General features: G+C 40.8%; 23 protein-coding genes. 11 read left to right on the forward strand and 12 right to left on the reverse strand.

Features of this window, described 5'->3' with window-relative positions; all coding sequences use genetic code 11:
• Nucleotides 1-26 precede the first annotated feature (26 nt).
• The 5 genes from gcvT to ACWIB3_RS09245 form a co-directional block, all read right to left on the reverse strand.
• Complete coding sequence (gcvT, locus tag ACWIB3_RS09225; RefSeq protein ID WP_254526737.1) at nucleotides 27-1106, reverse strand: glycine cleavage system aminomethyltransferase GcvT; 1080 nt, start codon at nucleotides 1104-1106, stop codon at nucleotides 27-29.
• A 371-nt stretch (nucleotides 1107-1477) separates the two neighbouring features.
• Nucleotides 1478-2155 (reverse strand): pseudouridine synthase, encoded by a 678-nt coding sequence (locus ACWIB3_RS09230; RefSeq protein ID WP_454291441.1) that lies wholly within the window; start codon nucleotides 2153-2155, stop codon nucleotides 1478-1480.
• A 2-nt stretch (nucleotides 2156-2157) separates the two neighbouring features.
• Nucleotides 2158-2523 (reverse strand): DUF4359 domain-containing protein, encoded by a 366-nt coding sequence (locus ACWIB3_RS09235; protein ID WP_185218581.1) that lies wholly within the window; start codon nucleotides 2521-2523, stop codon nucleotides 2158-2160.
• 34 nt (nucleotides 2524-2557) lie between these two features.
• Nucleotides 2558-3037, reverse strand: coding sequence for a DUF4112 domain-containing protein (locus ACWIB3_RS09240; protein ID WP_185212784.1), 480 nt, complete (start codon nucleotides 3035-3037; stop codon nucleotides 2558-2560).
• Between the two features lie 2 nt (nucleotides 3038-3039).
• On the reverse strand, nucleotides 3040-3759 hold the full coding sequence (locus ACWIB3_RS09245) for an SIMPL domain-containing protein (protein ID WP_237235599.1): 720 nt from the start codon (nucleotides 3757-3759) through the stop codon (nucleotides 3040-3042).
• Between the two features lie 159 nt (nucleotides 3760-3918).
• Between ACWIB3_RS09245 and ACWIB3_RS09250 the strand changes: the two genes are divergently transcribed.
• Nucleotides 3919-4110, forward strand: coding sequence for a cold-shock protein (locus tag ACWIB3_RS09250; protein WP_093100014.1), 192 nt, complete (start codon nucleotides 3919-3921; stop codon nucleotides 4108-4110).
• 69 nt (nucleotides 4111-4179) lie between these two features.
• Here the strand turns inward: ACWIB3_RS09250 and recO are convergent, their stop codons facing one another.
• Nucleotides 4180-4899 (reverse strand): DNA repair protein RecO, encoded by a 720-nt coding sequence (gene recO, locus ACWIB3_RS09255; protein WP_454291442.1) that lies wholly within the window; start codon nucleotides 4897-4899, stop codon nucleotides 4180-4182.
• Between the two features lie 11 nt (nucleotides 4900-4910).
• Nucleotides 4911-5135: an alpha-amylase family protein gene (locus tag ACWIB3_RS09260; protein WP_185212787.1), complete on the reverse strand. Its 225-nt coding sequence runs from the start codon at nucleotides 5133-5135 to the stop codon at nucleotides 4911-4913.
• A 204-nt stretch (nucleotides 5136-5339) separates the two neighbouring features.
• Here ACWIB3_RS09260 and rpmB point away from each other — a divergent pair, with 204 nt between their 5' ends.
• The 7 genes from rpmB (at nucleotide 5340) to ACWIB3_RS09295 (ending at nucleotide 10779) form a co-directional block, all read left to right on the forward strand.
• Nucleotides 5340-5573, forward strand: a complete 234-nt coding sequence (gene rpmB, locus ACWIB3_RS09265; RefSeq protein WP_185212788.1) for a 50S ribosomal protein L28 — start codon at nucleotides 5340-5342, stop codon at nucleotides 5571-5573.
• A 75-nt stretch (nucleotides 5574-5648) separates the two neighbouring features.
• Nucleotides 5649-5831 (forward strand): 50S ribosomal protein L33, encoded by a 183-nt coding sequence (rpmG, locus tag ACWIB3_RS09270; RefSeq protein ID WP_002998409.1) that lies wholly within the window; start codon nucleotides 5649-5651, stop codon nucleotides 5829-5831.
• Nucleotides 5832-5875: 44 nt separating this feature from the next.
• Entirely contained in the window at nucleotides 5876-6037 is a 162-nt protein-coding gene (locus tag ACWIB3_RS09275; protein WP_093100020.1) for a DUF4295 domain-containing protein, read from the forward strand.
• Between the two features lie 143 nt (nucleotides 6038-6180).
• On the forward strand, nucleotides 6181-7143 hold the full coding sequence (gene ftsY, locus ACWIB3_RS09280) for a signal recognition particle-docking protein FtsY (RefSeq protein WP_185212789.1): 963 nt from the start codon (nucleotides 6181-6183) through the stop codon (nucleotides 7141-7143).
• A gap of 13 nt (nucleotides 7144-7156) precedes the next feature.
• Nucleotides 7157-8491, forward strand: a complete 1335-nt coding sequence (gene rimO, locus ACWIB3_RS09285; RefSeq protein ID WP_185212790.1) for a 30S ribosomal protein S12 methylthiotransferase RimO — start codon at nucleotides 7157-7159, stop codon at nucleotides 8489-8491.
• A 94-nt stretch (nucleotides 8492-8585) separates the two neighbouring features.
• Nucleotides 8586-10175, forward strand: coding sequence for a bacillithiol biosynthesis cysteine-adding enzyme BshC (gene bshC / locus ACWIB3_RS09290; protein WP_454291443.1), 1590 nt, complete (start codon nucleotides 8586-8588; stop codon nucleotides 10173-10175).
• A 7-nt stretch (nucleotides 10176-10182) separates the two neighbouring features.
• A complete protein-coding gene (locus ACWIB3_RS09295; RefSeq protein WP_185212792.1) occupies nucleotides 10183-10779 on the forward strand; it encodes a Crp/Fnr family transcriptional regulator in 597 nt (198 codons plus the stop codon).
• Nucleotides 10780-10788: 9 nt separating this feature from the next.
• On the opposite strand, the gene ctlX is transcribed toward ACWIB3_RS09295, so the two are convergent.
• Both ctlX and ACWIB3_RS09305 read right to left on the reverse strand, forming a co-directional pair.
• A complete protein-coding gene (gene ctlX / locus ACWIB3_RS09300) occupies nucleotides 10789-11700 on the reverse strand; it encodes a citrulline utilization hydrolase CtlX (protein WP_454291444.1) in 912 nt (303 codons plus the stop codon).
• A 2-nt stretch (nucleotides 11701-11702) separates the two neighbouring features.
• Complete coding sequence (locus tag ACWIB3_RS09305) at nucleotides 11703-12617, reverse strand: dimethylarginine dimethylaminohydrolase family protein (RefSeq protein WP_454291445.1); 915 nt, start codon at nucleotides 12615-12617, stop codon at nucleotides 11703-11705.
• 479 nt (nucleotides 12618-13096) lie between these two features.
• On the opposite strand from ACWIB3_RS09305, the gene gcvP reads away from it, so the two are divergent.
• The 3 genes from gcvP (at nucleotide 13097) to ACWIB3_RS09320 (ending at nucleotide 17721) form a co-directional block, all read left to right on the forward strand.
• Nucleotides 13097-15970, forward strand: a complete 2874-nt coding sequence (gene gcvP, locus ACWIB3_RS09310) for an aminomethyl-transferring glycine dehydrogenase (RefSeq protein WP_454291446.1) — start codon at nucleotides 13097-13099, stop codon at nucleotides 15968-15970.
• Nucleotides 15971-16125: 155 nt separating this feature from the next.
• Nucleotides 16126-16878, forward strand: coding sequence for a 3-keto-disaccharide hydrolase (locus ACWIB3_RS09315; protein WP_185218574.1), 753 nt, complete (start codon nucleotides 16126-16128; stop codon nucleotides 16876-16878).
• Between the two features lie 21 nt (nucleotides 16879-16899).
• Entirely contained in the window at nucleotides 16900-17721 is an 822-nt protein-coding gene (locus ACWIB3_RS09320) for an N-acetylmuramoyl-L-alanine amidase (RefSeq protein WP_454291447.1), read from the forward strand.
• A gap of 82 nt (nucleotides 17722-17803) precedes the next feature.
• On the opposite strand, the gene ACWIB3_RS09325 is transcribed toward ACWIB3_RS09320, so the two are convergent.
• The 3 genes from ACWIB3_RS09325 to ACWIB3_RS09335 form a co-directional block, all read right to left on the reverse strand.
• Entirely contained in the window at nucleotides 17804-19117 is a 1314-nt protein-coding gene (locus tag ACWIB3_RS09325; RefSeq protein WP_185212798.1) for a nicotinamide mononucleotide adenylyltransferase, read from the reverse strand.
• A gap of 71 nt (nucleotides 19118-19188) precedes the next feature.
• The gene (locus ACWIB3_RS09330) at nucleotides 19189-19731 is read right to left on the reverse strand and encodes an NUDIX hydrolase (protein ID WP_454291448.1); all 543 of its coding nucleotides are present in this window, start codon (nucleotides 19729-19731) and stop codon (nucleotides 19189-19191) included.
• Complete coding sequence (locus tag ACWIB3_RS09335; RefSeq protein ID WP_454291449.1) at nucleotides 19731-21470, reverse strand: phospho-sugar mutase; 1740 nt, start codon at nucleotides 21468-21470, stop codon at nucleotides 19731-19733. The genes ACWIB3_RS09330 and ACWIB3_RS09335 overlap by 1 nt, the downstream gene beginning before the upstream one ends.
• Nucleotides 21471-21508: the final 38 nt, after the last annotated feature.

Below are 21508 nucleotides of genomic sequence, written 5' to 3' on the forward strand. Positions count from 1 at the left end.
CCTTTTTCATTTTATTTTTATCCGCCTTATTTTACAAAAGGAGGTTTTCTTACGATCGCTTTGATAGGTTGGTTACGGATAGAGATAAAGATCTCTGTACCTTCTTTAGCAAATGCAGGCTCTACATAACCTAAACCGATTGATTTTTTCAAGGATGGAGATTGCGTTCCGGAAGTAACACGTCCGATCTTGTTTCCATCAGCATCTACGATTTCATAATCATGACGAGGAATACCTCTATCAATCATTTCGAATCCTACCAGTTTTTGAGAAACACCTTTTTCTTTTTCAGCTTTTAGGTTTTCAGCGTTTACAAAGTCCTTCGTGAATTTAGTAACCCACCCTAAGCCAGCTGCTAATGGTGATGTATTATCGTCGATATCATTTCCGTAAAGACAGAAACCCATTTCTAGGCGTAGGGTATCCCTAGCGCCAAGACCGATTGGTTTAATGCCATATTCTTGACCAGCTTCCATGATTGCATTCCAAACTTGCTCTGCATGTTCGTTGGCAACATAGATTTCGAAACCACCGGCACCAGTATAACCTGTAGCAGAAACCAATACGTTTTCAACACCAGCAAATACTCCTTTTTGGAAAGAATAGTATTCCATTGGAGCTAAGTCGATATCCGTTAATTTTTGTAGAGCATCGGCAGCTTTAGGACCTTGTACAGCGAAAAGAGAAGTTTCGTCAGAAATGTTTTTCATTTCTACACCTTCAGTATTGAATTTGCTGATCCAATCCCAGTCTTTATCAATATTTGATGCATTTACAACCAAAAGATAGGTTTTGTCATCAATTTTATAAGTTAAGAAATCATCTACAATACCGCCATTTTCGTTTGGAAGATAGCCGTACTGAACTTTACCGTCATATAATTTTGAGGCATCGTTAGAAGAAACTTTCTGGATAAGGTCTAATGCTTTTTCGCCCTTTAAGATAAACTCCCCCATGTGGCTAACATCGAACATCCCTACAGCGGTACGCACTGTTTCGTGTTCGTCGTTGATACCAGTATATTGAACTGGCATATTGAATCCGGCGAAAGGAACCATTTTCGCACCTAAAGCGACATGAACGTCAGTTAACGCAGTTTTTTTCATGTTAAATCAATGAGTTTTTTGTTGTTACAAAAATAGGAAAATTAACGTGGAATTAGTATTTAGTATAAAGTATTTAGTATTTAGACCCTAAGCAGGTGAAACATTCTATAATGATGTATCAACGGGTAGTATTTAGTAATAAGTATTTAGTATTTAGACCCTAGGAAGGTGAAACATTCTATAATGATGTATCAACGGGTAGTATTTAGTATTAAGTATTTAGTATTTAGACCCTAGGAAGGTGAAACATTCTATAATGATGTATCAACGGGTAGTATTTAGTATAAAGTATATAGTATTTAGACCAAAGGAAGGTGAATGATTTATCAACAATATTAAAGTCTAAATACTAAATACTAACTACTAAAATACTATATATTCAATATCCCCAACGCTCTTTCAAACTCAGGTTGGATTTGGGCTTGGATAAGGATGTTTTCTTGGGTTTTGGGGTGGCTGAATGCGAGTGATTTGGCGTGCAGGAGCATAGTGTCGTGCTGGAAGGTATCTTTCCAGAGTTTGTTCTGTTTGTTGCAGCCATGTGGTCTGTCGCCGATAATGGGATGGAAAATATGGGCGAAATGTCGGCGCAATTGGTGCATCCTGCCCGTTTCGGGCTTTGCAAGGACCAAGGAATACCTAGAAGTTGGAAATTTTCCGAAGGGAAGGTCAATTTCGGTGGTCGCGAGGGTTTGGTAGTGGGTCAATGCCTCTTGGATTGTGCCGTTTTCTTTTTTTAAGGGATAATCAATGGTCCCTTCGGGATCGGTATGGCCACGAAGAACGGCCAAATATTCTTTTTTGATTAAGTTTTGGGAAAATGCGGTTTGTATGGTACTATCCATTTCCTTGTTCAGGGAGAATAAAAGCACACCCGCGGTCTTTCGGTCCAAACGATGGGCAGGATAGACCTTCTTCCCTATTTGATCCCTTAAGATTTGTAGGGCAAACTCGGAAGTATCTGCAGCAATGGAGGATTTATGGACCAATAATCCATGGGGTTTGTTGATGGCAACAAAATCCTCATCTTCAAATAAGATCTCAAGCATGCCTATCGCTTTAAAGCGTCGATTAACATTCCGGCTTTTTCATCGATCTTGGAACTGATCCATACCTGTCCGAAAGCTCCTCCTCCTATGGTAATCTTTTCACTGTTCCAATTGATCTTGGCAAGTGAAAAAAGGTAATAGTTTTCGGTGTAGGTGTAATTGTTCACAAATTCATTGACCACTTGATCTCCTACGAGCATCATGCCTAGATCTACAGCGTCCTTATGCTTGTAATCCAATTGTTTTTTGAGGATTTCTTTGGCCTTGAGCGACAGTTTTTCATTGATTTTCTCCTTGGAAGGATTTGTGAAAACCGCGACCAACATAATGACAACCCCCAATAAGGCAAAGATTCTTGTTTTACTCATAGGTACAAAAATAGATTATTTTGAAGAGATTGGATTAAAATATCAAGCCAAACAGCCAAATTGTAAGGGCATACATGGCATAAATAAACAAAATGATGGTTATGAATATAACGATACCCAGGGTGATCAGGATGTTTTTGGCACTTCCTTGATGTTTATTGTCGTAATAGTGTTCCCGTAGTAGTTTGACATTTTTCTCATTGGCTTTGTTGAAGAAGTCAAAGACATTACCAATGATGGGTATGGAACCTAAAAGTGCGTCATAAGTAACATTGAGCAGCATTTTTACGGCAACCTTACTGCTTGCTCCATTTCTGTACATCACGGATACAAGAACCAGTGAAATTATGAAGGTGGCAATCTGCCCTCCAAAAGGAATGAAGTTTAAGATGGGGTCCAGACCGAAGCGAAAGTTTCCAATGCGGAAACGACTATCCATCAGGACAGATAGTCGTTTTACCCATTGAAAATCTTTATCAATCTTCTGTAAATTATAGGAAGGATGTTTCTCCATTGTTATTTCAGCGCGAATACAGCGTCGATATTACAGGTAAGTTTGATCGGTTTTACCTCTAGATCCAAGCCTTGTTCATTAGAATCCATTTCATTGCTCACCCCTTTGGCAGCCATGGCATACATGCGTGGCTGAGGAACTAGATCATTCCAGTTCAAGCTGCTGTTATCATTGATCATGATTACCTTACCAACGTTTTCAGCATCTGCAGCAGCAAGGATTTCTGCATTTGTTCTCGCATCACGTACTGCTAGGGTTTTCAACTCCTTTTCGATTTCTTTCTTTTGCGAATGATCGTATCCAGAGATGTTGGTGCTCTGCAGTCCTCTTGCATCCACTTCTTCCAACATTGGATTTAAGTTCTTTAGATCAGTAACCTTGATCCTGTATTGTCTAGCCTGTAACAGTTCGTTGTTTTTCTTTTTGTTTTCGACATTGTAGCTATAGATATTTTGAACGGTAAAGTCCTCTTTTTTGACGCCGTTTTTCATAGCTGCATCAAAAAGTTGTTTTTCCAGTTGGTCAATAGCAACCTTTTTCTTGGTATTTCCATCTTGGTAATACTCTTTCAAAGAAATAGAAAGATAGATGATATCTGGTGTTACTTCTTTTTCTGCATAACCACGGGTTGCTACTCTCCTAGTGTTTTCCATATTATTAGTTTGGGCGCTCAATGAGGTCATCGTTCCTACCAGCGCAATTAGTGTAATTAATTTTTTCATAATATTTTTAAATAAATTGTTCATGGCAAAAACCTTTCCAAATTGTTGGCGAAAAGAAATTGCCAAATAATTTGAAAAATGTTTAGTAGATTTAACGATTAAATTTAATTGGTATTCAAAAAATAATGATACCTTTAAAAAAAAACAATAGTAATTATTATGCAAGAAGGAGTAGTAAAATTCTTTAATGAAGCCAAAGGTTTCGGTTTCATCATTCCAAATTCTGGCGAGAGTGAAATTTTCGTTCACGTTTCTGGATTAGTAGACAAGGTTCGTGAAAACGACCATGTTTCTTACGAAGTACAACAAGGTCGTAAGGGACTAAACGCGGTAAATGTAAAGCTTATCTAAAAATTAGATTCAATATATATTTATTGTGGAAGCCCGTCGAGTACCAACTCAACGGGTTTTTTCATGCCTTTAATTTCCAAAAATTTCTTCTAGGATATAGAGGGAATTAATCTCTCCAAAGTTCTCTGTATGAAGTCGATAATAGTCGATGATTTTTTGCAGGAGATAGGTCCGATCCTGTCGGTTTAGCCTAATTTTGTTACAATTCGTAAAGCTGCTTTGTAAAATTTCTCTGAAATAAGTGCTGTAGGGCTCCTGCAGGACATGAAAGTGTGCAGGTAAGCTAATTGAAAAGCGGCCTTCCATCAAGTCGAAATATGGAAGATCCTGTATGATGGGTTTGAAGCCAAGGTAGTGGCTCAGTTTGGCGAGGAAGACCAGGTGATAATTTGCCAATCCCTCTTTGCTTTCATCCAGCCAAATGATGGCATTTTCCAAAAATTGGAAAAGCTGTGGTTCGGGGTGTTGATGTCTTAAGACCTTGTAGAGGACTTCATTCAAGAACATCGCAATGGAACTCTTGACGATATCTAGTGGGATGCTCTTGAGTGCTGGAATCTGTTGGGCTTCCTTTATTCGCTGCAGGTTGTTGTTTTCCTTATTATAAACAACCATTTCTAATAGATGAAATGGCTGGAGCATATTGAATGGGATCTTGGCCTTCGGTTTTCTAGCCCCATTGATCAGATAAGATTGCAGGCCCAAAACCTCCGTATATATCTGAGCGACAACGCTACTTTCGGAGTAGTTGGTAACTTTTAAGGTGATTCCTTTAGTTTGTTGCAGCATCAGGTCCTACCCTATTTGTTTTTCTTGGACTTCCTGTCGTCCAATATTGAGTTTCGATCGATCTTTCTGAACAAGCGATAAATAAAGGTGATAAAGCCGAATCCGAAAGAGATCACGCCGACAACCAGGAGCGGTTTATACCACATGTTGTCGGATTCCATCAGGATGGTACCATAGTAGATACAGATTATTCCCAGCAAAGTGAAAGCTAATCCTCGTATTAAATACTTGTTCATTGTGAATTGTTGAAAACTATTGTGAGCGTCGGCGTAAATAATAATGCAAAATACAGTATTTTTGTTGACTTCTGCCCTATTCCTACATTATTTTAAAATAATTCGCTAATTAATATTGTATTTCCCAAAAGAAATATAGATATTTGCACACTCGTTTCTGAGGAACGATAATTGAATTAGAACAACAATAAAAAATCGAATATCATGTCAAGAATTTGTGATTTAACAGGCAAGACGGCATTAAAGGGAAATAACGTATCACACTCGAACGTTAAGACTAAGCGTAAATTCTATCCTAATTTACAGACCAAGCGTTTTTATATTCCAGAAGAAGATCGTTGGATTACTTTAAAAGTATCTACTTCGGCTATTAAAACCATCAACAAAAACGGTATTACAGCATCTATCGACAAGTTTATTAAAAGAGGTCATATTTAATAGATAGTAGCCTGTTATATCAGCAGAAAATAGAATCATGAAATTCACCCGTGAGGGTATAAATAAAGTAAGGCAATGGCAAAAAAAGGAAATAGAGTACAAGTTATCTTAGAATGTACTGAGCACAAAGAAAGTGGTCTTCCAGGAATGTCTCGTTACATTACCACTAAGAACAAAAAGAACACAACTGAGCGTTTAGAGTTGAAAAAATTCAACCCAGTATTGAGAAAAGTAACAGTTCACAAAGAAATTAAGTAATTAACGGATTGGATCTTTAGGGTCCATATTAAAAATATTATACCATGGCAAAGAAAGCAGTTGCATCATTACAAAAAGGTGGTGGTAAAGAGTTTACCAAAGTAATTATCACTACAAAATCTGCAAAAACTGGCGCTTATACTTTCAAAGAAAGTATGGTACACAATGACAAAGTAAAAGAGGTTGTTGCTGCGGCTTCTAAATAAGCAGTTAGATATTCCTTTTTTTAAAGTTTTTCTTTAAAAATCTTATAATTAGCCGTTTTGGGAGCACCAAAAGGGCTTTTTTAGTATCCTGTATTTAAGTATCTTTGATACGATTCAGATCCTTTATCTATAACACATCCATCATGGGATTATTTGATTTTTTTAAAAAGAAGCAAGAGACACCTGAAGCTCAAGAGGCTTTGGACAAAGGTTTAGAGAAGACCAAGGAAGGTTTTTTCTCCAAGATTACGAAAGCAGTAGTAGGAAAGTCTACCATTGATGACGAAGTGTTGGATAATCTGGAGGAGGTTCTGGTTACATCTGATGTGGGCGTTACGACCACGCTGAAGATTGTAGAACGGATTCAAAAACGTGCTGCACAGGATAAATATGTCACTACCGATGACCTGAACCGTCTTTTGAAAGACGAAATCCAAGGGTTATTGGCTGAGAACAACAGTAATGACTTTGAATCATTTGAATATGGCAACCAAAAGCCATATGTGATTATGGTCGTTGGCGTGAATGGGGTAGGAAAGACCACAACCATTGGCAAACTGGCTCACCAGTTGAAGGAAGCTGGCAACAAGGTTGTTCTTGGTGCTGCTGATACCTTCAGGGCCGCTGCGGTTGATCAAATCCAATTATGGGGTGATCGGGTTGGGGTGCGTGTTGTTGCACAGCCCATGGGATCGGATCCTGCATCGGTTGCTTTTGATACCGTAAAGTCAGCCGTTGCGAATGGCGACGATGTTGCCATCATTGATACAGCAGGTAGACTTCATAATAAAGTGGGCTTGATGAACGAATTGACCAAGATCAAAAATGTGATGCAAAAGGTTATCCCTGATGCCCCTCACGAGATTTTATTGGTTTTGGATGCTTCTACAGGTCAAAATGCCATTGAGCAAGCAACGCAATTTACTCAAGCTACCGATGTCAATGCCTTGGCTTTGACAAAATTGGACGGTACTGCCAAAGGTGGTGTTGTCATAGGGATCTCGGATCAGTTTAAAATTCCGGTTAAATACATTGGAGTGGGAGAGAAGATCGGTGATTTGCAGTTATTTAACAAAAAAGAATTTGTAGACTCACTATTCAAGTAGGCTACAGCGTAATATGAAAACGAAACAATCAAAAACAGCGCCTGTACAGGCTAAACCACGTGTGAACGTGGTGACCCTAGGTTGCTCTAAAAACATACATGATAGCGAGGTGTTGATGGGCCAATTAAAGGGCAATCAGATGGAAGTGGTCCACGAAGCTTCCAATATCCAAGCTAATGATATTGTGGTGATCAATACTTGTGGTTTTATTGATAATGCCAAACAAGAATCTATTGATACCATCCTTCAATTTTCCGAATTAAAAGACCAGGGAAAAGTAAACAAAGTTATTGTGACAGGTTGTTTATCAGAACGATACAAGCCTGAACTGCAAACGGAAATCCCTAATGTTGATGCATTCTTTGGAACGAATGATCTTCCAGATCTTCTTTCCAGTATTGGTGCAGACTATAGACATGAATTGCTTGGCGAGCGTTTATTGACGACCCCTTCCCATTTTTCTTATTTCAAGATTGCTGAAGGCTGTAATAGACCTTGTTCATTCTGCGCGATCCCTTTGATGCGCGGAAAGCATGTGTCCAAATCCATCGATGATCTGGTTAAAGAGGCTAAGTTCTTGGCTTCCAATGGTACCAAAGAGCTGATCTTGATCGCTCAGGATCTGACCTATTATGGGTTGGATATCTATGGAAAGCGTAATCTTTCAGATCTTTTGCGTCATTTATCGGACGTGGAAGGGATTGATTGGATACGCTTGCAGTATGCTTATCCGTCGGGATTCCCAATGGATATTTTGGATGCCATGAACGAACGTTCCAATATCTGTAATTATCTGGATATGCCGTTGCAGCATATCTCGGACCGTATGTTAACCTCCATGCGTAGAGGAACTAGCAAACAAAAGCAGATCGACCTGGTCAATAAGATCCGTGATAAAGTTCCTGATATTGCGTTAAGAACGACATTGATCTGCGGTTACCCCGGTGAAACGGAAGAGGACTTCCAGGAAATGTTGGAATGGGTAGAAGACACAAGATTTGATCGTTTAGGATGTTTTACTTATTCGCATGAAGAAAAAACGCATGCGCATAGTCTAGAGGACGATGTGCCTGAGGAGGTAAAACAGGATCGTGTGGATCAGATCATGGAGGTTCAGCAAGGAATTTCCTATGAAATCAATCAAGAAAAAGTTGGAAATACCTATAAAGTGTTGGTGGATAGGGTAGATGGCGATTATTTTATAGGTAGGACTGAATATGATTCCCCTGAGGTTGACAATGAGGTTGTATTGGAGGCAAAATCCAATTATGCCCGTATTGGTGACTTTGTTCAGGTGAAGGTTGACCGTGCTGAAGACTTTGACTTGTACGGAAATATTGTCAAATAACTATAACATTTGTGGCAAGTAGTCGGGCTTATTTTAAATTTTTGTATTTTGTATACTAAATGCCTATACATTTGTAAAAGTTTAAAAGAGGTAGATGAAAGCCACATATATTGATTACAACGACACTAATAGTTTCTCCAAAACCTTAATTGCCTATCTAAACCATAATGAGCAGCTTGCTCCATTTTATGGGAACAAACCTGATATAGCAGGTTTTAAGGATCAAATTGGCAAAAAGAAAGGGTTTGCTCATCGGGAATTATTAACTAAAATATTAACTGATCAATATGGAGACCTGCTGTCTTCCTCTCCGGAAGTGGCGCAGAATATTATCCGCTTAAAGGATGATAACACCTATACAGTTACTACTGGCCATCAATTAAACATATTCACGGGACCTTTATACTTTATTTTCAAGATCGTGACGGCTATCAAATTGGCCCAAGATCTAAAGAAGGAATTCCCTGATCATGAGTTTGTACCGGTGTATTGGATGGCGACAGAAGACCATGATTTCGAGGAGATCAACCATACCAAGGCTTTTGGCAAAAAGATCCTTTGGGATGTGGAATCGCTTTCAGCGACCGGTCGCTTGGACACATCCAGCATAGCTGATACCGTTAAACAATACTGCAATACCTTTGGACTTTCTGATAATGCAACGGAGCTGACCGAGCTTGTAGAAGAGGCCTATCTGAATGGATCGAGCCTGGCTGATGCAACCAGAACCTTCGTGAATTCCCTGTTTAAGCAATATGGATTGATCATAATTGATGCGGACAGGAAAGAATTGAAGAAAATCTTTGCTCCGATCATGGAGGATGATATTCTGAAAGAAAAGAGCTATAAAGCTATTGAAAAGACTTCTGAGCAATTGAAGGAGAAGGGTTTTGCTACTCAGGTCCATTCTCGGGAGATCAACTTTTTCTATCTAACGGAGGAATACCGCGAAAGGATCGTGCGTACTGAAGATGGTAAGTTTGAGATCTTGCATCAAGGGGTCTATTTTACTGAAGAAGAGATCAAGAAGGAAATCCATGCACATCCGGAAAGATTCAGTCCGAATGTGGTTATGCGTCCAATGTATGAGGAGTTAATCCTTCCGAACCTGGCTTATATTGGGGGAGGCGCGGAGATAGTTTACTGGTTACAGTTAAAAGCTAATTTTGATCAGTATAAAGTTCCTTTTCCTATTTTGATTCCGCGCAACTCGGCATTGATTACTGACGATCAGATGGCGGGAAAAATATTTAGGTTAGATTTCACTTTTAAGAGCATATTCAAGCCGTCGGAGACCTTGAAGAAGGATTATGTGAAACGTATTACCAAACATAGGTTGAATCTGCAAGATGAATGGATGGAATTCAATGCTATTTTTGGAAAGATCAAGCTGAGGGCACATAAGATTGATCCGAGTCTAGGGCCAAGCACCGATGCGGTCAAGGCCAGATTGAAAAAGGCTGTCAATAACTTAGAAAAGAAGCTGTTGAAGGCTGAGAAGCGGAATCATCAGGATGCCTTGATACAGATTGATCGGATCAAGGAAAAGCTCTTTCCTGGAGGGGCCCTGCAGGAAAGGACCGATAACTTTGCTGAGCTTTACCTGAAACATGGCAAGGAATTCATTCCTGACTTGGTAAAAAGTTTTAACCCACTAGACTTTAAATTCACTATACTATATTAATATGGAAATGGAAGAGTTATTGAAGAGTAATTTCTATAAATACTATACAGAAAAAGCTTTTTTGACTGAGAATGATTTCGAACAGCTACTTCCTTTTTTTGAGTTTAGGGAACTTTCGCACAATCAGTATATTCTAAGGGCAGGCGAGGTTTGCAAACATTTTTTGTTTGTGGAGGAGGGATTATTGCAGTTTTTATCCTTGGATGAGAAAGGTGTAGAGCACATCCTTCAGTTTGCACCAGAGAATTGGTTGATGGGTGATCGGTCCAGTGTTTATTTTGATGAGCCTTCCTTGTATTATATCAAGGCCATTGAGCCTAGCAAGGTCGTTTTCTTGCATCCAAAGTTCTTTTCGGAAGCAGCAAAATTACGTCTTGAATTCGCCATGTTTACCGAAAGGTCACTTCAAAGAAGTGTTTACTATTTACAGCGCAGGATCAACTCCCTATTGGCGATGACTGCCAAAGAGCGCTATCTGGAGTTTATCGAACTTTACCCTAACCTCTTATTGCGCGTGCCACAATGGATGATTGCATCTTATTTGGGGATTACTCCGGAAAGTTTGAGTAGGGTAAGAAGAGAGATAGCAAAGGACAGTTTTTAATAGCTGAGGTTAAAAAACCTCAGCCATCATACATCTGGCGCTGCCGCCACCATATTTTTCAATACTAAACAAAGGAGCATGGGCAATCCTGCCGTGCTTCTCCAGGGCTTCAATCTGTTCTTCTTCAAAGGATTCGAATGCCTGCGAACTCATGCAGATTACTGGATCTCCATCAATATTCCTGACTTCCAAGATATTACCTGCAAAACGATTCATTTGATCTTCGCTGATCTCAATGATCTCCTTGCCTGTGTTTTTTAAGGTAGAAACGACCAGCTCTCTTTCCTCACGATTCCTGATCACCTCCAAACAGATTACGCTGAAGTTTGTCCCTACGGACATCATCACATTGCTATGGTAAATGGGCAGGTAAGCCTCGCCAACCTGTTGGGTGGAATGGAAAACCAATGGGGTATAGCGTTGATCTTTGCAGAAAATATGAAATAATTCCTCATTCGCACGATCCGACAGGGAGCAATAGGCAATCTTGTTGACCCTATCCAAGATCATGGATCCCGTGCCTTCCAGGAACTTGTTCTGGTCTTCATAGGTGCTGTAGTCTTGGACCGTCTCGTAATGTATTCCGGCCTGGTCCAGCTTTCCTAAATAGTTCAATTGCCTTTCATTTCTCCTGTTTTCAGCAAACATGGGATAGATAATGCTCTTATTCACATGGAATGAGATTACATTATTGGGGAATATACTGTCCGGAGTATCCAATTTACCCGGATCCTGAACCACAAAAACCTTGATTCCCGCATTTTTAAGGACCTTGACAAAGTTGTCAAACTCGGTAATGGCCAGGTCGGAAAGCCTGTCATTCCGTTCATTTTTTGCCTGGAAGAAGTTATTGACAGCCGTTTCTTCGTTTCTTCGGAAGTAGAACGGTCTGACCATTAGGATTGTATTGGTGGTTTGCATGGTTATTTTCTGATTAAGGGTAGGGTAGAGCATCGTAGGAGCCCTTCTTGCTTGCCGATTTCGTGATAAGGGATTTCTTCCACAATGAAGTTTTGATCCCTTAGCCAATTGTTCAGCCTGGTAAATCTTTCCTCCGTAACAACGACTGTAGGCGAGATGGAAAACACATTCGAGTACATCTGGTACATTTCATCAGCTGTAATCTGGAATACATTCTCTTCCGAGAACAAGGACAGCAGAAAATGGAAATCTTTTTGGTTCCGGAAGCCTCCAGGGTATATGATTGCCTTGTTTTCTCCTACCGGTTGAAAGCAACAATCCAGGTGTAATGCATTAGATCTGGGGTCCGTCATGGATTTAATCAGGTCAAAACCCATCACCGTTTTGTTGGGGAATTTTTCCTTTAGGAATTCAACTCCTTGCAGGTTTGTTCTTGCTGTATTGATCTCAGAATAATCCGGACCAGTGTAGGTACCGATAAAAATATAATCTTTCCAGAGGATGACATCACCACCTTCCATGTGAATGTGGTCAGGTGCGGTGATAAGTTTGTCGGGATCGATCTGGTCGATGATGTACAAGATTGCTTCCCATTCTTCTGCTCTGTCGGGCAGGATATTGGATTTTACGAAGTAATCGTCAATAACAAAACCTATATCTCTGGTAAAGATTTGATTAAGGTTGGGGATTGTTTCTGGACGATAGACTTCAACAGCATATTTTTTGAGAACTTGCTGGAATTGCTCAAGTTCATGAACCATGTCTGGTTCGGTGGGGTAAGTACCTGCGAGGATATGTTCCAGTGACTTGGGGTCATAAGCTTCTTCGGCTGTCGGGGTGGGGCCGTTATCATTGGCAATCCCCAGTATTACAGCGGACAAGCGATCGGATTCATTCCTCACGTTTAATTTAAGCATATAATTTATTAATTGATTTAGGCCTAAATTAGTAAAGATTCCCATCTTAAAAATACCCGCGAAAATTATTGTAAATATTTAACAGCAAGTGCTTTAATGGTGGAATTAAAGTATTAAAGCAGGGGTGTTCAATGCAGAAAATGGAATGTTTTTGAGGTTTGTTTGCAGTTTTTTTAATAGGTGTGTCACATTATCCCGAAAGTAGCATATCCTAATGCTGAAATGGTTTTAGGTCTTTTAAAGCAAAAGGACTGAAAGACTGTTACATTGATAAAATATTGCCGCTATTGTTGTTTGTAATTTAAAGAAATGTGCAATCGATTGATGTGTTAATAAAAGTTTTTCGAGCAGGTCGACTCCTTAAAATTACCTATAAAAAGCGTATCTTTGCACATCTAAATTTTTACAGAGAAATCCTGTTGAAATATTTTGGATAACAGATAGTTAATCAGTCTCAAAAGTTACAATTAATACTTAAAATGAGTAACATATTTTACCAAGAAAAATTTGAGGATCGCCATAATGGTCCAAGTTCTGCGCAAGTAGAGGAAATGTTGAACGTGCTTTCAGTAGGTTCTTTGGATGAATTGATCGATCAGACCGTTCCTGCACAGATTCGTAAGAAACAAGCTTTGAGCCTTCCTCCAGCACTTAGTGAGGTTGCGTATTTGGAAAAAATAGCTCAAATAGCTGAAAAGAACAAGGTATTCAAATCCTATATCGGTCAGGGATATAATGATGTGATCCTTCCGGGAGTTATTCAACGTAACGTTTTTGAAAATCCAGGATGGTATACTCAATATACGCCTTACCAAGCGGAAATCGCTCAGGGACGTTTGCAAGCCTTATTGAACTTCCAAACCATGGTTTCTGACCTTACTGGTTTAGAGATTGCAAATGCTTCGTTACTGGATGAGGCTACTGCTGCAGCTGAAGGTATGTTCATGTTGTACAGCACACGTAAAAACAAGGATGCAAATGTTTTCTTGGTGACTCCAAATGTGTATCCTCAAACCTTGGATGTATTGCAAACAAGGGCCGTTCCTTTCGGTGTTGAGATAAGGGTTGCAGATTTAACTGTAGAGAACCTAACGGACGATGTGTTTGCCACATACATCCAATATCCAGCAGCTGATGGTACGGTAAATGATTATAAAGAATTTTCTGCTTATGCCCACGATAAAGACATCACGGTATGCGTAGGTACAGACTTAATGTCATTGGCATTGTTGACTCCTCCAGGAGAATGGGGTGCTGATGTCGTTGTAGGTAACTCGCAACGTTTTGGTGTACCTATGGGATTCGGTGGACCCCATGCTGCTTTCTTCGCAACTAAGGACACTTACAAACGTAATATTCCGGGAAGAATCATCGGTGTTACTTCTGATTCCAATGGTGAATACGCTCTGCGTATGGCTCTTCAGACCCGTGAACAACACATCCGTAGAGATAAAGCTTCTTCAAACATCTGTACAGCACAGGCGTTGTTGGCTATCATGGCTTCTTTCTACGCAGTTTACCACGGTCCTAAAGGAATCAAAAATATCGCTTCCCGTATCAATGACTTGACGAAATTAGCTGATAAGGCTATCCAGGCATTGGGTTACAAACAAGTTAATGAATCATACTTTGATACCCTACGTTTTGACGTGGGCAAAGAAGTTGATGGCTTGAAGAGCGAAGCTTTGAACCATGAGCTAAACTTCTTCTATCAAGACGGTACAGTTGGTATCTCTATCGACGAGACCACTACTTTTGATGATATCCAAACCATCGTGAAAGTATTTGCTAAGGTAAAAGGCAAGCACATTACTGATGTTGACATGGATGGAATCGTTAAGGAATTAGGAACTTCTATTCCAGAACACTTGGAAAGATCTTCTGAGTACTTGACTCACCCAGTATTCAATAGCTATCACTCCGAGAGTGAAATGCTTCGTTATATCAAATCTTTGGAGGCAAAAGACCTTTCATTGTGCCATTCCATGATTCCTTTGGGATCATGTACCATGAAATTGAACGCAACGACAGAAATGGTTCCCGTTACTTGGGCTAGATTCGGTGGATTGCACCCATTTGCTCCGGTTGACCAAACTTCAGGTTACATGCAATTGATCAATGAATTGAACGATTGGTTATGTGAAATCACAGGATTTGCCAAGATGTCTTTCCAACCAAACTCTGGTGCGCAAGGTGAATACGCTGGATTAATGGTAATCCGTGCTTACCACCACAGCCGTGGAGATTTCGATAGAAACATCTGTTTGATCCCTGCATCTGCACATGGTACCAACCCTGCATCTGCTTCTATGGCAGGCTTGAAGGTCGTTGTCGTTAAATGTGACGATCGTGGTAATATCGATGTGGAAGATTTAAAAGCAAAAGCTACCGAACATGCAGCTCACTTGAACTCCTTGATGGTGACCTATCCGTCGACTCACGGAGTATTTGAAGAGCCAATTGTTGAGATCTGTAATATCATCCATGAGAATGGTGGTCAAGTATATATGGACGGTGCAAACATGAATGCTCAGGTAGGGTTGACTAGCCCTGGCTTCATCGGAGCAGACGTTTGTCACTTGAACTTACACAAGACTTTCTGTATTCCTCACGGTGGTGGAGGTCCAGGTATGGGTCCAATCGGTGTAGCAGAGCACTTAGTTCCATTCTTGCCTAACCATGAGATCATTGAGATCTCTGGAGAAGAAGGGATTTCAGCTGTTTCAGCGGCTCCATTCGGTTCAGCCTCTATCTTGGTCATCTCGCATGCTTACATCGCTATGATGGGCGGAGAAGGCCTTACAAACGCTACTAAGACTGCCATCTTGAATGCCAACTATATCAAAGCTCGCCTAGAGCAACATTACCCAGTATTATATGCTGGTGCCAATGGTCGTTGTGCACACGAGATGATCTTGGATTGCCGTGGATTTAAGAACGTTGGAATCGAGGTTGCTGACATCGCTAAGCGTTTGATGGACTATGGTTTCCACGCTCCAACAGTATCCTTCCCAGTTGCTGGAACTTTGATGGTTGAGCCTACGGAATCAGAATCAAAAGCAGAATTAGATAGATTCTGTGATGCATTGATCGGTATCCGTGCCGAGATTGCTGCAGTTGAGAATGGAGAGGCAGATCAAAAAGACAACGTTTTGAAAAATGCACCACATACCGCTAGAGTGGTTACAGGTGATGAATGGGATAGACCATACTCTCGTCAGACTGCCGCTTACCCTATCGAATACTTAAGAGTAAACAAATTCTGGCCTTCAGTAGGTCGTGTGAATGATTCTCAAGGAGACAGAACATTAATCTGTTCTTGCCCTCCGATGGAAGCATACGCAGAGATCTAAGAAGATCTGAAAATATAAAGAACCTGAAAAGCCTTTGCTCTGTTTTGAGAAAAGGCTTTTCTATTTCTTGTAGAAAATCAGGTTAACCTCCTAAAACATGGCATTTCTGTTATGTTTTTACTATTTTAGGTTTTCGATTAAATCTGATTTTGAACATGAAAACCTACCTATCTCTATTATCGATTCTTGTATTATTCCTTTTAGGTACTCAATTTGCAGAAGCACAAAAGAAGCTGTTCCAATTTGGAGTGGAAAAGAGCTTTGACGAATCCATCTTAAATGCCAAAACCAAGGGCAAGGCTATCCAATGGATTGATGTCAATACCTCCGATACCACTTGGAAGGCGAAAGGAAACCTTCTGCAGAACAGCGGTAATCCGATAGGTGTGGTACGTTCGGAGAAGATGTATGAGAACTTTATCATGCATGTCGAGTGGAGACATCTGGAGAAAGGCGGCAACTCCGGGATTTTTGTATGGTGCGATGCCAAGGCAGACCCGAAAAGCAGGCTTCCGATGGGAATGGAAGTGCAGATGTTGGAGTTGGACTGGGTAAATATCAATGCAGTAGATGGCAAGCAACAGCCAATTGCCTATGTCCACGGTGAATTGTTCGGAGCCGGAGGGATGACCGCATCACCAGACAACCCAAGGGGCGAAAGGAGTAAGTCTTTAGAAAACAGATGCCTCGGAGTAGGAGAGTGGAATAAATACACCGTTGTCTGTGTGGACGGGACAGTGAAATTAGCGGTTAATGGTAAATTCGTAAACAGTATCAGGCTTGCCTCCAAACGAAAAGGCTATCTTTGCTTAGAAGCTGAAGGGGCTAAAATGGAATTCAGGAACCTTCAGGTTATTGAATTGGAACCAGGAATGGATCGCCCAGAGTTTGTGGTTGATCCCTTGTAAGAGAATGTTTAACAAAAGGATATGATCAAGAAATACATTATTTATTTTTCGCTTGCTGCATTGGTAAGTTCTTGTGGCGGAGGGAAGTATGCCAGCACAGAAAAGATATATAAAAAGAAAGCCAAAGATTTCTCAGAACTTTATAGGGAGGCTCCTGTAAAGGGACAGGTAGAAAAGATTGCGGCCAACAATAAGGAATGGATTGCTTCAACCAATTTTGGTATCCGCAAGCCAAACTATGTGATGATCCATCACACCGCTCAAAAGGACCTGGACCAGACCGTCAGGACCTTCCATAATGAAAAAGTGGGCGTAAGTTCACACTATGTCATCGGTAGGGACGGAAAGATTGTTCAGATGGTCAACGACCTGTACCGTGCGCACCATGCAGGTTTGGGAAGATGGGGAAATGACACCGACTTGAACTCCTCTTCCATCGGTATTGAATTGGATAACAACGGTATCAGTGACCCATGGCCAGAAGTGCAGATCAACTCCTTGGTCCAATTGCTTTCCTACCTAAAGGAAACCTATAAAATTCCACAGGCAAACTTTATCGGACATATGGACTATGCCCCAACCAGAAAGAACGACCCTTCAAGGTTCCCATGGAAGGTATTGGCAGATAAAGGTTTTGGATATTGGTATGATGATGTCTTGGAAGATCCTCCAATGGGCTTTGATCCTAAGATTGCATTAAGGATCATTGGTTATGATGTCAAGAACCTAGATGCCGCTATCAAGGGATTTAAGCAGCACTATACCCAAATGGATGTTACAAGTGCTAACCTCACCGAACATGACCTCAAGATCCTTTATTCGATCTTTAAAAAGTTTCTTTAGAGTATTTAGTACCTAGTATTTAGTATTTAGACTTAGGGCGTCCTACCTGTCTAAATACTAAATACTTACTACTAAATACTATTTAAACAGTCTTAACGAATTTCTCATCGTAGTTCTCGATATCAACAATGTATCTGTTGTTGATCAAGAAATCAAACAATGGTTTTGCTTCTGGAGAAACAGGAAGGTTTTTCGTCGTAACGATCTTCTCTGATTTTTTATCCAAATAAGGGTAAGCATAAAGCTTAACGTTCTTGCTAAACATACCTGAGATGTAACTCAACAGCTCATTGGTATAGTTTTCCTTATTGTAATTATCCGAATTGAAGATGTTTTTCAAGTTGGAAACGTTGGTTGCAATACCCACATGTTTCGGCTTGAAGGTCTGAACGAATTCAGCCAAGTGGTTATTCCTTCTGAAGTTGGAAACCAAGATATTGTTACCTGTAGAACATAGGTATTCTGCACGTTCAGCGAAGTAGATCAGGTCCTCATCTGAAATCACGCTGTTTTCATCCAGCACATTCCCCATCAATACCTCAATCAGCACGACGGTATTCTCTGGAACCGCCTTTGTGTTCTTCAAGAACTCTTCAACGGCCAAGTTAAACAGGTCAAAGTTCGGATTGGACTTCTGACGATACTTCGTACGTAGGATAATGATGTTCTTTTTATAAAGATAATCCTTGATTTGGGCAGCCTTTCCATCCGGTTTGAAGATCGCTGCTTTCGAGAAACCTTTTGCGATCAGGTATAGGTTCAATAAGCGCTCATTTGCATTCGCGAAAAGAGGTCCTGAAACCTTAACCAGGTCAATTTCTACCGAACCTACAGATAGATTGTCCACTAGGGACTCGATCATTGTCTGTGGATTCTCAGCGTAATAATAGGCGGCAAAAACAAGGTTTACACCTAAAATACCAAGGACTTTGGTCTGCAATCTATTGTCACTGTCCAATAACCTGACGTGGATGATGATATCGTTGGTCGGTCCATCCACTTCATGTTGGAATCGGATTCCGATCCATCCATGAGGTTCATTGGTTTTCGTAAAATTCAATGTGGTTACTGTATCGGCAAAAGCAAAGAATTTTTTACTGCTGTATTTCTCACCCTGAAGGCGCTCCGTTAGGAGGCTATACTCATGGTCAAGCATTTTGGTCAGTCGGGTCCGGCTCACGTATCTTCCGGACTCTTCGATACCATAGATGGCATCGGAGAATGCCATATCGTATGCAGAGATGGTCTTTGCAATGGTTCCAGACGCTGCACCTGCTTCAAAGAAATTACGAGCGACTTCCTGTCCCGCGCCAATTTCTGCGAATGTACCATAAATATCAGCGTTAAGATTGATTTTAAGCGCTTTGCGCTTGGTTTCGTAAATTTCTCTTGCCATGCGGCAAAGGTACGAAAACAGCGTCAATAATTGTGTAAAGAGGTTGGTATAAAGAATAAAGTTAGGCGAGATTATAGCTCGCCTAACTTTTTCAATGTATAGAATAGGGCTGAGCTATGCAGCGCCTGTCCGATTTTATTGTCAAAAAGGAATTGTTTTGCCTCTTTCAGGTCCATTAATACCACTTCAATATCCTCCGAAGGGTCTAGGTCCTGTTCCTGCACTTTTCTTCCGCCGGTCAAGAGGTAGGTATAGGTGATATTTCCCGAAGTCGCTGGATTTGCAAATAGCTCGCAGACATAGCTGATATCATCAAAGGCATAGCCCGTTTCTTCCAACAGCTCCCGTCTTGCCGCAATCTCAGGATCCTCGTTATCTTCAACCACGCCCGCTGGAAGCTCAACCATGATCTTGCCGGCACCATGACGGTACTGCTTAACGAAGATAACCTGATTATCTTCCGTCAGAGCAACCATATTGACCCAAGTAGGGTATTCCAGTACGTAGTACTCCTCTTTTATGTTGCCATTGGGCATCTCTAGCTTATCGACGCGTAGAGTGGCCCAAGGGCGTTGAATAATGTATTTCGAATCAATCGTTTTCCACTTCTCCATTAATCTTTCACTATATCAGCCATCATCAATCTCACTTTATCGTCCAAACGGTTTGAAATCTGACCAAACTCAGAGGTAAACTCCAGATTCTCCCTTACCGAACAATAGAATTTAATCTTTGGCTCCGTTCCAGAAGGTCTGGCAGAAATTACATCGCCATCTTTGGTGATAAACTGAAGCACATCGGATTTAGGAAGGTCAATTTTAGACTTCTTACCTGTTGCCATATCCGTCGCTTCTGAAGTTTCGTAATCCCTAACCTCGACAACCTCGATATCGCCCAACGATTTTGGAAGGTCAGCACGTAGATCAGCCATCATCTGTTTGATCTCATCAGCTCCAGCCTTTCCTTTTTTAGTCAGGGAAATCAGCTTCTCCTTGTAATAGCCATAGTCCAAGTATAATTTCAACAAGACATCGTACAGGGATTTACCCTGGCTTTTGAAATAGGCTGCCATCTCCGAGATAAAGGCACATGAATTAACAGCATCCTTATCACGCACTAAATCGCCAACCAAGAAACCATAGCTCTCTTCACCACCTACTAGATAGGTTTCCTTGCCTTCCAGTTTCGTCATGACCTCTCCGATAAACTTGAAGCCTGTTAAGGTCTCATAGCTTTTCACATCAAATGATTTCGCGATATCCGAGAATAGGTTCGAAGTAACGATGGTTTTTACGATATATTGGTTTGCCTTTAGCTGACCAAGGTCCTTCTTCGAAGAAAGCACATAATAGGTCAACAAGCTACCGATTTGGTTACCATTGATCAATTGGAATTCGCCCGATGGCAATTTGATTGCCACACCCACGCGGTCCGCATCTGGGTCTGTTGCCATAACCACATCAGCATCAATTTCCTGACCCATAGCCATAGCTTTAGACATAGCTTCTTCCTCCTCAGGGTTTGGATAAACCACCGTAGGGAAGTTACCATCCGGCTTAGCTTGGTCCTCAACAACCTGAACATTCTTGAATCCCCATGCTTCCAACATCTTTGGAACGATGGTAATACCTGTTCCGTGAATTGGAGAATAAACGATCTTTAGGTCGCCCTGCTCCTTAACGGCTTCAGGATGTATGCTCAATTTCTTGTTCGCATCTATATAGAGTTGGTCAAAGTCTTCTCCCACCAAGTGGATATTCTTCTTGACTCCCTCAAATTTGATCTCTTTCACAGAAGAGATCGCATTCACCTCAGTGATTACATTTTTATCATGTGGAGCAACCAACTGTCCACCATCATTCCAATATGCCTTATATCCATTGTATTCCTTTGGATTGTGCGATGCGGTCAACATCACCCCACCTTGACATTTGAAATGGCGTACAGCAAAGGATAACATCGGTGTAGGTCTCAATTCCTTGAACAGATAGACCTGAAAGCCATTTGCTGAAAAAACATCAGCAACCAGCTGACCAAACTCCTGCGAATTGTTCCGGCTATCATAGGATACCGCAACCTTGATTTCCTGATCTGGGAATTGCTTGATCAGGTAATTCGCCAAGCCCTGGGTCGCTTTTCCGATCGTGTATTTGTTCATCCTATTGGATCCCACGCCCATTATGCCGCGAAGACCACCGGTACCGAATTCCAGTTCCTTATAGAACGAATCCAATAATTCTGTCTCTTCCTTGTTGTCGACCAATGCCTTTACTTTGGAAACGGTGTCCTTATCGTATTCATCCGTTTGCCATTGATTGATTCTTCCTTGTGTTTCTTTATCTAGAGTACCCATGTGGTTACATTTTTTAAGGTAAATATATTAGTGTAATT

It is taken from the genome of Sphingobacterium sp. NPDC055431 (assembly GCF_053644255.1).